The sequence below is a fragment of the Fusobacterium mortiferum ATCC 9817 genome, from assembly GCF_000158195.2.
In the GTDB taxonomy this organism is placed as follows: Bacteria; Fusobacteriota; Fusobacteriia; order Fusobacteriales; family Fusobacteriaceae; genus Fusobacterium_A; species Fusobacterium_A mortiferum.
In genome coordinates, this window is sequence record NZ_GL987988.1 from 13299 (window position 1) to 30455 (window position 17157).

The 17157-nt window shown below is 32.0% G+C and carries 14 protein-coding genes; 10 read left to right on the forward strand and 4 right to left on the reverse strand.

The features are described 5' to 3' along the window. Positions 1 to 272 precede the first annotated feature (272 nt). The 4 genes from FMAG_RS01095 to FMAG_RS01110 form a co-directional block, all read right to left on the reverse strand. Positions 273 to 1004, reverse strand: coding sequence for a TonB family protein (locus tag FMAG_RS01095; RefSeq protein WP_005883266.1), 732 nt, complete (start codon positions 1002 to 1004; stop codon positions 273 to 275). After that, positions 997 to 1389: an ExbD/TolR family protein gene (locus FMAG_RS01100; protein WP_040493497.1), complete on the reverse strand. Its 393-nt coding sequence runs from the start codon at positions 1387 to 1389 to the stop codon at positions 997 to 999. The genes FMAG_RS01095 and FMAG_RS01100 overlap by 8 nt, the downstream gene beginning before the upstream one ends. 8 nt (positions 1390 to 1397) lie before the next feature. Then, positions 1398 to 2012, reverse strand: coding sequence for a MotA/TolQ/ExbB proton channel family protein (locus FMAG_RS01105; RefSeq protein ID WP_005883270.1), 615 nt, complete (start codon positions 2010 to 2012; stop codon positions 1398 to 1400). A gap of 163 nt (positions 2013 to 2175) precedes the next feature. Beyond that, complete coding sequence (locus FMAG_RS01110; RefSeq protein WP_005883272.1) at positions 2176 to 4467, reverse strand: patatin-like phospholipase family protein; 2292 nt, start codon at positions 4465 to 4467, stop codon at positions 2176 to 2178. Positions 4468 to 4568: 101 nt separating this feature from the next. On the opposite strand from FMAG_RS01110, the gene FMAG_RS01115 reads away from it, so the two are divergent. The 10 genes from FMAG_RS01115 to FMAG_RS01160 all read left to right on the forward strand — a co-directional run. Further along, positions 4569 to 5189, forward strand: a complete 621-nt coding sequence (locus FMAG_RS01115) for a TetR/AcrR family transcriptional regulator (protein ID WP_005883274.1) — start codon at positions 4569 to 4571, stop codon at positions 5187 to 5189. Positions 5190 to 5222: 33 nt separating this feature from the next. Then, the gene (locus tag FMAG_RS01120; protein ID WP_005883276.1) at positions 5223 to 6620 is read left to right on the forward strand and encodes a TolC family protein; all 1398 of its coding nucleotides are present in this window, start codon (positions 5223 to 5225) and stop codon (positions 6618 to 6620) included. A gap of 4 nt (positions 6621 to 6624) precedes the next feature. Beyond that, positions 6625 to 7740 carry an efflux RND transporter periplasmic adaptor subunit gene (locus FMAG_RS01125; RefSeq protein WP_005883278.1) on the forward strand — a complete coding sequence of 372 codons (1116 nt, stop codon included), beginning with the start codon at positions 6625 to 6627 and terminating at the stop codon, positions 7738 to 7740. A 9-nt stretch (positions 7741 to 7749) separates the two neighbouring features. Further along, complete coding sequence (locus tag FMAG_RS01130; protein WP_005883280.1) at positions 7750 to 10806, forward strand: efflux RND transporter permease subunit; 3057 nt, start codon at positions 7750 to 7752, stop codon at positions 10804 to 10806. Positions 10807 to 11106: 300 nt separating this feature from the next. Continuing rightward, positions 11107 to 13023, forward strand: coding sequence for an ABC-F family ATP-binding cassette domain-containing protein (locus tag FMAG_RS01135; RefSeq protein ID WP_005883282.1), 1917 nt, complete (start codon positions 11107 to 11109; stop codon positions 13021 to 13023). An 88-nt stretch (positions 13024 to 13111) separates the two neighbouring features. Beyond that, complete coding sequence (locus tag FMAG_RS01140) at positions 13112 to 13618, forward strand: hypothetical protein (protein WP_005883283.1); 507 nt, start codon at positions 13112 to 13114, stop codon at positions 13616 to 13618. A gap of 145 nt (positions 13619 to 13763) precedes the next feature. Beyond that, on the forward strand, positions 13764 to 14132 hold the full coding sequence (gene rpsL, locus FMAG_RS01145) for a 30S ribosomal protein S12 (RefSeq protein WP_005883285.1): 369 nt from the start codon (positions 13764 to 13766) through the stop codon (positions 14130 to 14132). A 24-nt stretch (positions 14133 to 14156) separates the two neighbouring features. Continuing rightward, positions 14157 to 14627, forward strand: a complete 471-nt coding sequence (gene rpsG / locus FMAG_RS01150) for a 30S ribosomal protein S7 (RefSeq protein WP_005883286.1) — start codon at positions 14157 to 14159, stop codon at positions 14625 to 14627. A gap of 54 nt (positions 14628 to 14681) precedes the next feature. Continuing rightward, positions 14682 to 16763 (forward strand): elongation factor G, encoded by a 2082-nt coding sequence (gene fusA, locus FMAG_RS01155; RefSeq protein ID WP_005883287.1) that lies wholly within the window; start codon positions 14682 to 14684, stop codon positions 16761 to 16763. A 93-nt stretch (positions 16764 to 16856) separates the two neighbouring features. Next, on the forward strand, positions 16857 to 17157 hold a 301-nt coding region (locus FMAG_RS01160), incomplete at its 3' end, for a GTP-binding protein (protein ID WP_005883288.1).

Consider the following 17157-nt stretch of genomic DNA (forward strand, 5'->3'; position numbering starts at 1 on the left):
CCGCACAGAGGGCATTGATAAACAATGAAAGCTTTATCAATTGAACAAGCAAGAAATTTTTGAATAGTCTCTTCAATGTAAAGAAAATGATTATAGTAAAAATATTTTTTGACATGAGTTAAAAGATTTGATATATTAATATTGGAGAATATGTGTTTTAAAAGCATGTATATCTCCTTTTGTATATTTTGTTTGGTGACTATATTATACAAAAAAAGAGAGCTGAGTAAAGCATTTTTTTAATGCTACTCAGCTTTTTTTATTATAAAAAATTATTTAGGTTCGAAAATAAAGTCTTTCGTAAAATAAACTTTAATATTTTTATTTTTATAGTATATAGGATGAAATTTCCACTGTTTTAAAGCTTTCTCTACCTCTTTATCAAAGCCAAATTTTTCATGGGAGTTGATAATATTGATTTTTTCAACTTCACCTTTTAATCCAACTAAAAATCTAGCAGTTATAACCACTTTCTTTTTATATCTAATCCTTTCAGCTTGTACAGGATAGTCAGGGTCAACTTGTTTAAGTATCTTATATTCAATACCTTCAGATGAAGCAGCAGTAAAAATTCCATCTTTACCAATACTAAAATTACCACTAGCTAAAATCTCTTGTTCAGCAGTAGGAGTAGAGGGAATTTTTTCTGTGTTAGGGGTAGTTTTAGGAGGAATAGGTTCAGCCTTTTTTTCCTCTATTTTTTTCTTTTTATCTTTTATCTTACTTTTAATATCAGGTTTTATAATATCTTTTTTAGGTGGCTCTATTTTTTTAGGCTCAGGTTTTTTCTCTTCTTTAGGAGTAGGTGGAGTAACCTCTTTTTTTACTACAACTGCTTCCTTTCTAATAACTGGGCTTTTTATCTTTACAGATATAGGAGCACTATTACTTTTTAGAGAGACAGGAGCATCACCTTTTACTCCTCTTTCTCTGACTATGAAAAGAGAAAGATGAAAAACTAGAGCTAGTAGGAAAAAATAGAGTATGTTATCTTTTTTACTCATAGAAGTTTATTCCTAAATTTTCTACACCAGCATTTTTTACTTTAGAAACTGTATCCATAATAACCTGATATTTTAATTCTTTATCTCCAGAGATAGTGACCTCTTTTACTCCTTGTAATAAAGCTCCAAGATTTTCTATCTCAATTGGGTTTGTTTGTCCATCTTTGTTTATAAAGTATTTTCCATTTTTATCTATAATAATCTCTATACTTTTATTATCTTGGTTGGTATTTTCAACGTTGGCACTTGGTAAATCTATATCAATATTTCCATATTTGTTGAATGTTGTAGAAACCATAAAGAAGATAATTAGTAGAAAAACTATATCGATAAATGGAGTCATATCCATAGGGGTAATCCCTCTTTTTTTTCTGAATCTTCCCATACTATCACCTATTTTTTACCAGTTAAGATATTTATAATTATAGTAGTGATTTTGTCAATATCTCCTTCAGCATTCTCTATTTTTTTAGAAAATATGTTATAGGCAAATATAGTAGGGATAGCAATGATTAATCCGCTAGCAGTTGTAATAAGAGCTTCTGATATTCCACCAGCAACAATAGTAGGATCTCCAGCACCAAATGTAGCCAAATTTTTAAAAGCTTTAATCATACCCGTAACTGTTCCTAGTAAACCAACCATAGTAGCCATATTTCCTATAAGTCCAAGAAGGTGTAATCTTCTTTCAAGAGAACTTATCTCATCAAAGGCTATCTCTTTTAAAAGTTGGTCATAGTAGTGGAAATCCATATTTTTTTCACAACGAGTTAGAAAACCTTTTACTACATATCCAACAGAGTTTTTTTCCTTCTCACAGATAGAGATAGCTCCATCAATATTTCCATTTTGTACCTCTTTAATTATATCTTTCTCAAAGTTTCTATTATGAGTGCCTTCCTTTTTAAAAAAGAAAAAAGCTCTATCTAAAATAATAGTTAAAGCAGTGATAGACATTAGTAGTAATACCCACATTAATGGTCCTCCAGCATTCATATAATACATCATAATAACTTATCCTCCTTAAAATATTTATATCTAAAATTTAGTTTTACAAAGTAATTGTTAAAAAATATAGGATACCTAAAAAGATATCCTATAAAATGATACTATTAATTTTAAAAAAAGTCAAGTTCAAAAAATTTATAAATTATATATTTTGTATAGCAAATTAAAAAGTATGCCCTAAATATAATTCAAATAGTGGAGAAGAGTTATCAATGTTATTAGAAATCATAAAAGTAATAGGTCCTAAGAATGTATCCCAACCAATTCCACCACCATATCCATATTTTTTATCTTTCCAAATCTCTGATTTTTTTTGGAAAGAGAGGTCGGCATCTGAGTATGTAATTACATTGTATTTAGTTAGTAGATATAGTGTTTCAGAAAGATTATATTTCAATCCAAAAGTTCCTATATAAAATTCATCAGCATATCTACCCATAACAGGGAGTCCTGTAAAAGCATAACTTATTTCAGAATTTTTATCCCCCCCTATTCTAAATAATTTATTGTTTCCTAAACCTTCGCCTGATACTTTTCCTAAGCTACCTCCCAATGAGAAGGAAAGTTTTTTAGTAAGAGGAAAGTTCAAAGATAATACTCCTGAAAATCCACTATAATTCTCTTGTTTTTTAAGCTCTTCTCCTGTGAAAGAGATTAAGAAAAGAGATGTTCCCTTAGAAGGAAAAGCTTTATTATCTAAAGTATCTAAATAGAGAAAAGGTTTTAGAAAAGCAAACTGCTTATTTCCTTTAAAATCAGTATATGTTTTATCCCCTTCGTAGTAATTAGTTTGATAGTTTTCATAACCTAATTCAAATCCAGAAACAACACTATTAGAAAATGTACTTCCTATAACAAATTTACTAGTAAATATCTCGCTTTTATATGTAGAGATTTTATCTCCATCTTTATAGATAAAATAAGGAAAATTTTTATATCCTAAGTCCAATGAACCGAGTAATTTAAAATTACCCATCTCATAGAAAGAGACTGTATTGAGTGTAACTTTTGGATATTTTGATACTTCAGCTGTAAGAGTATAGTTTTGTGTCCAAATTCCAAAGTTAGGAACAGTAGTAGATATTTTTACAGAAGCTCCATAGTCTGAGATATAGTTAAGAGAAGTACCTACATTGATACTATCTTTTTCTTTTATTGTAAAAGTAATCTCTTTTTCATTTACTTCATAATAAACCTTTTCTATATATGGGATAGCATAGATTTTTTTTACCCAAAGCTCAATCTCATCTTTGTTGTAGATACCATTATCTTTTTTAGGAACTAGATTCATTACTTTTTTTTCAGTGAGGATAGAGTTTCCTACCAACTTTATATTTGAAATCTTAAAGTTATTCTCTTCAAGTTTTCTATTTTTTTGTTCATTGAACTCTTTATTATAAGAGAGATTTTTTAATAGGTAATCAAATTTTAATGCAGCTTCCTCTCCCTCTTGAACTAAACTGTTTAAATTAGAGAAATCAATGGTATTGTGCTCTTTTACATTGGGAACAATAAGTATATCAGCTATTTTCTTTTGGAATTTTACATTTTTATTTCCATTATAAGTAGAGATTTTATCAAGAACTGCTACTACATTGGAGTTATTTCCAATTTCAGAGGGATTAGCTCCAATATCTACAGCAATTACTATATCTGCTCCCATCTCAATAGCAGTATCTACAGGAAGATTATTAGTAACTCCACCATCGACATAGAAATTATCTCCATCTTGTACAGGTTCTAAAAAACTTGGTATAGCCATACTCTTAAAAGTGGCAAGGGCTAAATCTCCATTGTTGACTATTACTTCCTCTCCAGTATTTAGATTTGTGGTAATAGCTCTGTATGGAATAGGGAGATTATCAAAGTTTTTAATATTTTCAGCTCTACTAAAAATATTTTTTAACTGAAGATAGATATACTCTCCATTTAAAAATCCCATAGGCAAAGATAGATTCATATTTTTATCAATATTGACTTTAAAAGGGTATTTTTCACTTGCAAATTTGTCTTCAATGGTTCTTAAAGTCCTATCTTTATTATTATTCATAAGAGCAAAAAAGTTCATTTCAAGAATAGTTTTTTCTATCTCATCAGGGGAGTATCCTACTGAGTACATAGCACCTATAATACTCCCTGCACTTGTTCCCACAATAAAGTCCACAGGGATTTTATACTCCTCTAGAATTTTTAGAACTCCAATATGTGCAGCTCCTTTTGCTCCACCACCACTTAAAACTAGAGCAATCTTAGGACGAGAGTTAAACTCTCCATCAAGAATTTTATCAGAACTACTTTTAGAAATTTTTTCTTTGAGATTTTCCAATCTCTCCTTTTTCTCCATAAGCATATTTATCTCTTGATTTATAGCATCTATTCTCTGCTCTTTACTCTGATATTCCTGTGAGAATATTGAGAGAGATAGGCAGAGGAAAAGTAAAATTTTATAAAACATATAACCTCCTCAAAATATTAATAGATAATTCTCAATAAATATGTTAATATTATATCATATAGAAATTGAACTAGTAAGTCTAATTTTGTGAAGGGAGAGAAATGAAACAGAGAAATAAAAGTATGATAGTTCGTTTTAAGATACTTCAAGTAGCTTTAAATGAGTTTGCAAATTATAGCTATGAGAAATCTTCTATCAATAGAATATGCACAGCAGGAAATATTTCTAAGGGAGTGATGTATCATCATTTTAAAGATAAAGATGAGCTTTATCTCCTATGTATAAGTTATTGTTATGACACTATGTTAGACTACTATAAAAATAGATTAAAAGAGATAGAAGATTGGAGAGAGGAGATAAAAAGTTTTTTAGATATTAGATATCATTTTTTTAGAGAGTATCCTCTTTTACAAAAGATATTTTTTAATACCTTATTTAAGATGCCAGAGCATTTAAAAACAGAGATAAAAAAGATAACTAAAAGATTAGATGATTTAAACTATGATTTTTCTATGAAAATCTTAAAAAAAATAAAAATTAGACACGGATTAAAGCCAGAGGAGGTTATATTTTTATTAGATGTTATTCAAAATATGCTCAATGAAAAATTTTATGGTAAAGCTCAAGGAGGCGAGGAAATAGAAGAACTTTCTCAAGAGTATAACAAAACAACAGAGAAGTGGATAGATATAATGTTATATGGAATACTTGAAACAGAATAAATTAGACTTATAGGTCTAAAAAGGAGAGGAACTATGAAACTAAAAAGTTTAATAATTTTTCTTTCTCTAGTTATAGTTGGGTGTAATAATACTCAAGTAAAGGAGGAAAAATTTGTAACGGCACAAGAGGAGAGAGAGTATTTGGAAAAATATGGAAATACTTTATCTTTAGAGGAGACTCTTGAAATAGCAAAAGAGAGAAATTTAGATTTGAGAATAAAGGAGCTAGAAAGAGAGATAGCTACTTTAGATAAAAAGATAGCCTTTGGAAACTTTTTACCATCTATAACTTTAGGAGGAAGTTATACAAGGTTAGATGATAATATTAATATAGAGATGGGATTAAATTTGCCTCAACTTCCACCACAAATACCAATAAAATTCCCATCTTCATTGGAAACTAAGCTTATAGATGAGAGCTTTTATACTACTGGTGTAACTGCACAGATACCTATATTTGTTCCATCTACTTGGTACTTATATAGTGCTAGACAAAAGGGAGAGGATATCAGTAAATTAGCTGAGAGTTTTGCTGATAAGATGTTACAACTTCAAGTAATGAGTGAGTATTTCTACATACTAGCTTTGGAAACTGAAAGAGATACCCTTATAAATAATTTGAAATCTTCACAGGAACTAGAGAAGAAAGTGGAAACTTCTTTAAAGGTAGAGGGAGTATTAGAGTGGGAATTACAAAAGGTACAAGCTCTAGTAGAGAGTCAAAAGATAGCTCTAAATAAAAATGAGAGAGATTTAAAAATAGCAAAAATGAATTTAAAAAGAACTCTTAATCTAAACTTACAAGAGGATATAAAGTTGGAGAGTATTGAGAGTGTAGAGGTAGAATTACCTACTTTGGAAGATTGTATATATAATGCTCTCAATGGAAATGAGATTTTACAGATAACAGAAAAGGGAAAAGAGATAAATGAGGATTTAAAGAAAATTGCTATAACTAATTTTTTACCTAAGATAGTTTTAGGTGGAGGATATATAAATAATAGTAACCAGACTTTAGCTGACCCTGATTTTCTTTTTGGAAATGTAACAGGAGTGATTTCCATATTCAATGGATTTAAAAATGTTAATGAGTATAAAAAAGCTGTAAGAAGAGAAAAAATTGGAGAGCTTACTTTAGAAAAGCAGTTTATGACTACTGTATTAGAGGTAACTAAGGCTTATGAAAATGTAAAGACTACTCAAGAACTATGGAGAATGGCAAGATTAAACTATGAAGCAGAGATAGGTAAGCTAAATCAGAGAAAAGTGGAGAGAAGAGTAGAGATGATAGGAGACGAGGAGTATTACAAAGCATTGGCTGAGTATAATGAAGCTCTCAGTCTAAAAGAGAAGGTACAGTATCAATATGAAATGGCTTTAGGAGCACTTAGTATAGCTATGGGTAAAGCACCATTTAGAGGAGGAAATTAGGGTTATGAAATTAAAAATTATGATATTTATATTAGGAGTTGCACTATTAGGATGTGAAAAAGAGATAAAAGAGGTAATTAGACCTGTACAAACAGAGGTAGTGTCATCTCTTCCACAAAAGTTGTATTTAGAATATCCAGCTATTGTAATTTCAGAAAATGAGACATTACTGTCATTTAGAGTGGCAGGGGCTATTGAAAAAATGGAAGTAGAGATTGGAAGCTTTGTAAAAAAAGGCGATGTGATAGCTAGAATGGATAAAAGAGATTATGAAGTTCAGCTAAAAGCCTTTGAAAATAAGAGTAAGGTAGCAAAAGGAGCTTACGAATCAGCTAAGGCTGTAGCTGAAAATGCTAGAAAGCAATATCAAAGAGTGGAAACTCTTTATAAAGAGAAGGCTATTCCTAAGAAAAGTTATGATGAGGCATTAGCTGGAGTAAAATCTGCAAGTGCTGGAGAGTTAGCTATGTTGTCTCAATATCAAGAGGCTTTACAAGGAGTGGAGAATTGTAAAAACCAATTGAAAGATACAGAGTTGAAAGCTCCTTATGATGGATATATAAGTAAAAAAATAATGGGAGAGGGAAGTGTTGTAGGAGCTGGAATACCTGTTGTAGCAATATCCTCTGAAAGTAGTAAACAAGTGAGAATAAATGTATCTGAAAGAGATATAAAGGGAATAGAAAGTGGAGTAGGAGAGTTTATTATTGATAATAAGCATTATAAACTACAAGTAGCTGAGATAGGAAAAGTAATGAGTGTTGGAAAGATGACTTACCCTGTAACTTTTAACTTTATAGAAAATAGTAATGATGTTTTAGTAGATACAATGGGAATGGTAAAATTAAAGAGTGATACTGAGGGAAGAGATGAGGTAACTATTCCAGTAGAGGCAATCTTTGAGAGAGATGGAAAGAGTAGAGTTTGGGTATACTCAGATGGAAAGGTTGTAAGTAAAGAGGTAGAGATGGTAGCTCCATATGATAATGGTAAGATAATCATATCAGGAGTGGAAGTAGGAGAGAAGGTTGTAACTAGAGGGGTACACGAGTTGAGTGAAGAGCAGAAAGTAAAGGAGTTACAACCATTTACTGAGACAAATGTTGGAAAAGTATTATAGGAGGAGAATATGAAATTTATAGATTACTCGATAAAAAATACAGTAGTTGTAAGATTTTTAGTTTTTCTCTTGATAATAGGAGGAATATTTTCCTACAACAAATTGGGTAAATTAGAGGACCCAGAATTTAAGATAAAGGAAGCTTTGGTAATAACTCTTTATCCAGAAGCTGATGCACATACAGTGGAGTTACAGGTAACAGATAAGATAGAGGAGGCAGTGAATAAGTTACCTAACATAGACTATATTCAATCTGTATCTAAACCTGGGTATTCAGAGGTAAAGATAAAATTAGATGAAGGAATTCCTGCTGATGAGGTAGAACAGTATTGGGATAATTTAAGAAAAAAAGTAAATGATGCTAAGTTGTCTCTTCCATTGGGGACACTACCATCTATTGTTTTAGATGACTATGGTTCTGTATATGGAATGTTTCTAGCTGTAACTAGTGATGGGTATACACATTCAGAGCTACAAAAATATACTGAATATATTACAAAGGAGTTAAACTCTATATCAGGAATTACTCAAGTAGCTATTTTTGGAAAGACAAGTGATGCCATTAATGTAATAATAGATAGAGAAAAGATTAACTCTATGGGACTTAATACAAAACTTATAGCTACTACTCTGCTTAGTGAAAATCTAATTTCAGGAGGAGGGGTAGTAGACTATGGAAATCTAAGAGTTCCTATAAGATTAAATAATGAAGTAAAATCTTTAAAAGATTTAGAAAACTTAGTGGTATTTTCTAAAAAACTACCTGATGGAAGTAATCAGATAGTGAGATTAGCAGATGTAGCTACTATAAAAGAGGGGTATGTAGAACCAATTACTCAAAAAATGTATTTCAACAATAAGATGGCTATGGGTATATCTCTATCTCCAGAAAAGGGAACAAATGTTGTAAAAACTGGAGAGGAGATAGATAGAAAAATAGAAGAGATAAAGGAAAAACTTCCAGTGGGGATAAATATAGAGAAGGTATATTATCAACCAGATTTAGTAACTTCTGCAATAGATAATTTTGTAATCAATTTAATATTATCAGTAATTACAGTAGTAGGAGTACTACTTTTCACTATGGGTATGAGAAGTGGACTTATAATAGGAAGTGGGCTTGTTCTTTCAATTCTAGGAACACTTATCTTTATGTATGGAATGAAAATAGATATGCAAAGGGTATCTTTAGGTTCATTTATAATAGCTATGGGAATGTTAGTAGATAACTCCATAGTTATAGTAGATGGTGTCCTTGTAAGAAGAAGTAAAGGAATGGCAATGGAAGAAGCGCTAAAGGAGTCTACGTATAAGCCAGCTATTCCACTATTGGGAGCTACTTTAATAGCAGCTATAGCATTTTTACCAGGGGCAATTATGCCTACATATGTAGGGGAATATGTGAGCTCATCTTTTTGGGTAATAGGAATATCTCTTCTACTTAGTTGGGTACTATGTCTTACTCAGACACCAGTATATTGTAAACTCTATCTTGAAGGTGGAAAGGTTCCTGAAGAAAGTGAAAGAGAGAAAAAATTCTATGAGAAAGCTAAGAGATTTTTAATTACACTTTTAAATAGAAGAAAGATTGTACTTACTATATTGATAGGAGCTTTTTTAGGAAGTTGTTTACTATTTTTAGCTATACCTAAAACATTTTTCCCTGATTCGGATAAAAAGGGATTTACTATTAATATGTGGGCACCAGAGGGAAGTAAGACTGAGATAATAGAGGAAGCTAGTAAAAAGTTAAAAGATTATCTTTTACAAGATGAGGGAGTGGTAAATATAACTACTACCATAGGGGCTTCTCCATCAAGATATTACACAGCTACTATCCCAGAGATGCCTAACCCATCTTTTGCTCAGCTTATATTAAATGTAAAAAAAGTAAAAGATGTAGAGAGAGTGGGAGCAAAGGCAGTAGACTTTGCCAATGAAAATATAGCTGGAGTAACTGTAAGTGTAAAAAAATATCCTAATGGAGTACCAGCACAATATCCAATAGAGATAGCTTTTTCGGGACCAGACCCACAAGTACTTAGAAATTTGGCTCAAGAGGCTATGAATATAATGAAAACTTCTCCAAGAGCTTTAAATGTAAAAAATAACTGGAGAAATAAGTTACTTGCTTGGGAAGCAGACTACTCTCAAGCAAAGGGAAGAAGAGCTAATATCTCTCCACTGGATTTAGGAACAGGACTTATGAGAAGTGGAGAGGGAATGCCAATAGGTAAGATAAAACAAGATGATAAACAGGTTACTGTTTTATTAAAAGAGAAGGGAAATGAAGAGAAAAACCAATTAACTAATATAGAGCAAACTCCAATCTGGGGATTGAGTTTAGAAGCACAACCACTATCTTCTGTAACTAATGGAGGAGAATTTGTATTTGAAGAGGGACAGGTATGGAGAAGAGATAGAGTGAGAACTATAACTGTTCAGTGTGATGTACCAGTGGGGGTGGCAGCTGAAGATGTAAGAAAAGAGTTTAAGGATAGGATAGAAAAGATGGAGTTACCAAAAGGGTATAGTATGAAATGGTTGGGAGAGGCTTATGAACAGGAAAAAAATAATATGGCAATAGCTATGGCTACACCAGTACCAGCAATACTTATGCTTATAATCTGTGTTTTACTTTTTGCTAATATAAAGACTCCTATACTTATAGCAATAACTTTACCATTAGCTATGATAGGAATAGCACCAGGACTTGCTATCACAGGAAAAAGCTTTGGATTTATGTCAATAATAGGAGCTCTTTCATTGACAGGAATGATGATAAAAAATGTAATTGTTATGATGGATGAGATTAACTATGAGATAGATGTACTTAAGAAAGATAGATTTATAGCCTTAGTAGATTCTGCTGTAAGCAGAATAAGATCAGTAGGACTAGCAGCTCTTACTACAATATTTGGAATGATACCACTATTATGGGATCCACTTTATGGAGATATGGCAGCTACTATAATCTTTGGATTATTTGCTTCAACTATGCTTACACTATTTATTTTCCCAGTAATCTATGGTACTGTTAATAAGATTTATCCTAAAGAGAGTTAAGAAAAAATAACTAGGAAAAAGATACCTAGGTATTAAAAGATTCCTACCCTAGTAATAAAAAAATGGGGAGGGTATTCACAAAAAAATTCCTATCCTATTCGTGAAAAGAAGAAGTATAATAATATAAATATAATAATACAAGATAAATAATAATTATATATAGTGAAGTATTGAGAAAATTTTCATATAAAAGTATAGTTAAATTAATTTATATAAAGAAGTTATTTTTATAAGAGGAATATTAAAAAAAATATGCTATAATAAATAGAATGATAAAATTTTTTGAAAGGAAATTTAGAGATGGCACTTTTACAAGTTAATGATTTATATATGGGATTTTCAGGGGAAACACTATTTAAAAATATAAGTTTCTCGGTAGATGAAAAGGATAAGATAGGAATAATAGGAATAAATGGAGCAGGAAAATCTACTCTAATAAAGATACTTTTAGGGCTGGAATATGATGAGGTAGACCCTGCTACAAATCAGAGAGGAACTATTGCTAAAAAAGGTGGATTAAAAATAGGATACCTTTCTCAAAATCCAAATTTAAATAAAGAGAATACCGTATTTGAAGAGCTAATGACTGTATTTGATAATCTTAGACAGGACTACCATAGAATACAGGAGCTAAATATAATCTTAGCTGAAAATTTAGATGACTTTGATAAGACTATGGAAGAGCTAGGAAAGATTACAGCTAGATATGAGCAAAATGAGGGATATGCTGTTGAGTATAAGGTTAAACAGATTTTAAATGGACTTAGTTTAGCAGAGAGCCTCTGGAATAATAAGGTTGGAGATTTATCTGGAGGACAGATGTCAAGGGTAGCTCTAGGAAAAATCCTACTTGAAGAGCCAGAGCTTCTAATATTAGACGAGCCAACTAACCACTTGGATTTGAATGCAATAGAGTGGCTTGAAAAGATGCTAAAAGACTATAAAAAAGCTGTAATGGTAATTTCCCATGACGTATATTTCTTAGATAATGTGGTAAATAGAATTTTTGAGATGGAAGGAAAAACTCTTAAAACTTACAATGGAAACTATACAGACTATACTATTCAAAAGGAAGCCTATATTACAGGAGCTGTAAAAGCTTTTGATAAAGAGCAAGATAAGATAAGAAAGATGGAAGAGTTTATCAGAAGGTATAAGGCAGGAGTAAAATCTAAACAGGCTAGAGGAAGAGAAAAGATTTTGAACAGAATGGAGAAGATGGAAAATCCTGTAATCAGTAGAAAAAATATGAAGCTAAAATTTGAAACTGACTTGACAAGTGTAGATTTAGTATTGAGAATAAAGGATTTATCTAAATCTTTTGATGGGCAAAAAATATTTTCAAATATAAACTTAGATGTTTATAGAGGAGATAGAATAGGAATAATAGGAAAGAACGGAGTAGGAAAATCTACACTATTAAAGATAGTAAACTCACTAGAAACTGCTTCTAGTGGAGAGTTTAAAATAGGAGATAGAGTAAAGATAGGTTACTATGACCAAAACCACCAAGGACTAAATCTAAATAGAACTATCATAGAGGAACTTATGTATAACTTTACACTAAGTGAGGAGCAAGCAAGAAATATCTGTGGTGGATTTTTATTTAGTGAAGATGATGTATATAAGGAGATAAAAAGTTTAAGTGGAGGAGAGAAGGCTAGAGTTGCTTTTATGAAACTTATGCTAGAAAAACCAAACTTCTTAATACTAGACGAGCCGACTAACCACTTAGATATCTACTCTAGAGAGATATTAGAGGAGGCACTTGAGGATTATACAGGAACTATCTTAGTTGTATCCCACGATAGAAATTTCTTAGACTGTGTTGTAAATAGTATCTATGAGATAAAAAAAGATGGAGCTGTTATGTTCAAAGGAGATTATAATAGCTACTTACAACAGAGAGATAATATAAAGGCGAAAGATGAGAGTAAGGATAAGGCTGTACTTAGCTACGAGGAGCAAAAGAAAAATAAAAATAGAATCTCATCTCTTGAGAAAAAAATAGTAAAAGCTGAAGAGACTCTTGCTAAGCTGGAAGAGAAGAAAGCTCTAAAAGAGGAAGAGTATAATGAGGCAGGAAGAGTAAATGACTTAGATAAACTTCTTACTATTCAAAAGGAACTAGAAGATTTTGATATGGAGATAATGACAATGATGGAAGAGTGGGAGAGTTTAGAAGAGGAATTGAAAGAGTTAAAAGAGAGTATTTAGAGAGAAGAGTAAAATCTTCTCTTTTTTAATATGATGAAAAAGCAAAAAATATAGTATAATATTAATAAGTAAAAAGGAGATGGTAAAGATGAGAAAATATATATTATTAGGAATTTTATCAGTAGTATTAATTGGGTGTAGTAATACTTCTTCTAAAATAGAATTGACACCATCAGAAATAAGAGAAGTAGAAAATAATCAAAATGAAATAGCAGGAATATTGATAAAAAAGGCAATATTAAAAGATATGAATGGATATAAATATGATAGAGAAGAAAAAGAAGCTTTAGATGAAGCTAAAGAAAATTTAGAAATAGAATTTTATTTGAATAGGTTAGCTACTAAAAGAGCAAAAGTAACAGATGAACAAGTGATAAATATATATGAAGCAAATAAAGATCAATTGAAAAATATATCACCTGAGATAGCTCTTCCGCAGATAAAAGAGCAATTATTACTTCAACAGATAAATCTTGAAAAGATAAACTATATAAATTCTCTAATTGAAAAATATAATTTAAATGATATATTTAAATCTTATTCAAATACTTTAAAGGTAGAAGAGAAAACAGAGATAAAAAATAATAAAAAATAGCTTTATATTTTTCAAAAATTATGATATAATAAGAAGGATTTATAAAATGTAGCTATATTTTTATTGACTTTTTGGTAATAAACCATTATAATATCTAAGTTATATTAAATATTAAAATAAATAAAAAATTAGGAAGGAGGGTAAAATGCCTACTTTAAGTCAATTAGTAAAAAATGGTAGAGACACTCTATCAGAAAAGAAAAAATCACCAGCATTACAAGGAAACCCACAAAGAAGAGGAGTTTGTGTAAGAGTTTATACTACTACACCTAAGAAACCTAACTCAGCTTTAAGAAAGGTTGCCAGAGTAAAATTAACTAATGGAATCGAAGTTACTTGTTATATTCCTGGAGAGGGACACAACTTACAAGAGCACTCAATCGTACTTGTAAGAGGAGGAAGAACAAAAGACTTACCAGGGGTTAGATATAAAGTTATAAGAGGAGCTTTAGATACAGCTGGAGTTGCTAAGAGAAAACAATCAAGATCTAAATATGGAGCTAAAAAAGCGTAATTATAGGGAGGTGAACAGTTAAAAATGTCAAGAAGAAGAGCAGCAGTAAAAAGAGATGTACTACCTGATTCTAGATATTCTGATAAGGTGGTAACTAAAGTTATCAACTCAATCATGTTAGATGGTAAAAAAGCAATAGCAGAAGGAATATTCTATTCAGCTATGGATTTAATAAAAGAGAAAACTGGTCAAGAGGGGTACGATGTATTTAAACAAGCTTTAGAAAACATCAAACCACAAATCGAAGTTAGATCAAGAAGAATTGGAGGAGCTACTTACCAAGTACCAGTAGAAGTTAAAGCAGATAGACAACAAACTTTAGCTATCAGATGGTTAACTCTTTACACAAGACAAAGAAAAGAGTATGGTATGATCGAGAAGTTAGCAGCAGAATTAATCGCAGCAGCTAACAACGAGGGAGCTACTATTAAGAAGAAAGAAGATACATATAAAATGGCAGAAGCTAACAGAGCTTTCGCACACTATAAAATCTAATTATTCTGTATAGACAATTAATTCGTTTTAAAAAATTCGAGGAGGAAATTTTTAATGGCTAGGAAAGTTTCATTAGATATGACTAGAAACGTTGGAATCATGGCTCATATCGACGCAGGAAAAACTACTACTACTGAAAGAATCCTATTCTATACAGGAGTAGAGCACAAATTAGGAGAGGTTCACGAAGGAGCCGCTACAATGGACTGGATGGAGCAAGAGCAAGAAAGAGGTATTACAATTACTTCAGCAGCTACAACTTGTTTCTGGAGAGGACATAGAATAAATATAATAGACACACCAGGACATGTGGACTTTACAGTAGAGGTTGAAAGATCTCTTAGAGTTCTAGACGGAGCAGTTGCAGTATTCTCAGCAGTTGACGGAGTACAACCTCAATCAGAAACTGTATGGAGACAAGCTGACAAATATAAAGTACCAAGAATTGCATTCTTCAACAAAATGGACAGAATTGGTGCTGACTTCAGCATGTGTGTAAATGATATTAAAGAAAAATTAGGAGCAAATCCTGTACCTATTCAATTACCAATCGGAGCAGAGGACAACTTCGAAGGAATAGTAGATTTAATAAAAATGCATGAAGTAGTATGGCCAGTTGACTCAGACAACGGACAAAACTTCGAAATAAGAGAAATCAGAGCAGAATTAAAAGATCAAGCTGAAGAGTTAAGACAACATATGCTAGAGTCAATCGTTGAAACTAGCGATGAGTTAATGGAAAAATTCTTTGGTGGAGAAGAGATTACTGAAGAGGAAATCAGATCAGCTCTAAGAGTTGCTACAATAGATAACGTAATCGTTCCAGTAACTTGTGGAACTGCATTCAAAAATAAAGGAGTTCAAGCATTACTTGACGCTATCGTTGATTACATGCCAGCTCCAACAGACGTTGCAATGGTAAAAGGAACAGATATGAAAGATCCTTCTATCGAAATCGATAGAGAGATGTCTGACGATGCTCCATTCGCGGCTTTAGCATTCAAAGTTATGACTGACCCATTTGTTGGAAAGTTAACATTCTTTAGAGTATATGCTGGAATCGTAGAGAAAGGATCTTATGTTCTAAACTCTACAAAAGGTAAAAAAGAGAGAATGGGAAGAATTCTTCAAATGCACGCTAACAAAAGAGAAGAAATCGATGCAGTTTACTGTGGAGATATCGCTGCAGCAGTAGGATTAAAAGAAACTACTACTGGAGACACTCTATGTGCTGAAGATGCACCAATCGTTCTTGAGAAAATGGAATTCCCTGAGCCAGTTATCTCAGTTGCTGTTGAGCCAAAAACAAAAGCTGACCAAGAGAAAATGGGAATCGCTTTATCAAAACTAGCTGAGGAAGACCCTACTTTCAAAGTTAAGACTGATGAAGAAACTGGACAAACAATAATTTCAGGAATGGGAGAACTTCACCTTGAAATTATCGTAGATAGAATGAAGAGAGAGTTTAAAGTTGAATCTACAGTAGGTAAACCACAAGTTGCTTACAGAGAGACAATTTTAGGAACTACTGATCAAGAAGTTAAATATGCTAAGCAATCAGGAGGAAGAGGACAATACGGACACGTTAAAATTATCCTTGAGCCAAATCCTGGTAAAGACTTCGAGTTTGTTAACAAAATCACTGGAGGAGTTATCCCTAGAGAGTATATTCCTGCAGTAGAAAAAGGATGTAGAGAAGCTCTTGAAAGTGGAGTTGTTGCAGGATACCCTATGGTTGATGTAAAAGTAACTCTATATGATGGATCATACCACGAAGTTGACTCATCAGAGATGGCGTTCAAAGTTGCAGGATCAATGGCTGTTAAACAAGCTGCTGCAAAATCTAACCCAATCATCCTTGAGCCAGTATTCAAAGTAGAAGTAACTACTCCAGAAGAGTACATGGGAGATATCATCGGAGACTTAAACTCTAGAAGAGGAATGATCGGTGGAATGATCGATAGAAATGGTGCTAAGATCATAACTGCTAAAGTACCTTTATCAGAAATGTTCGGATATGCAACTGACTTAAGATCTAAATCTCAAGGAAGAGCTAACTACTCAATGGAATTCTCTGAGTACACTCAAGTACCAGCTTCAATCCAAAAAGCTATCCAAGAGCAAAGAGGAAAATAATAACCCTTTGTTTATAAAAATATAAAATAAAAAAGGTTGGTGCTTTGCACCAACCACAACTAATAAATAAAAAACCTTAGGAGGAGAATTTAAATGGCTAAAGAAAAATTCGAAAGAAGCAAACCGCACGTTAACATCGGAACAATCGGACACGTTGACCACGGAAAAACAACAACAACAGCAGCTATATCTAAAGTATTATCAGACTTAGGACTAGCTCAAAGAGTAGACTTCGATAACATCGACGCAGCTCCAGAAGAAAAAGAAAGAGGAATCACAATCAACACAGCTCACATCGAGTACGAAACAGAAAAAAGACACTATGCGCACGTTGACTGTCCAGGACACGCTGACTACGTTAAAAACATGATAACAGGAGCAGCTCAAATGGACG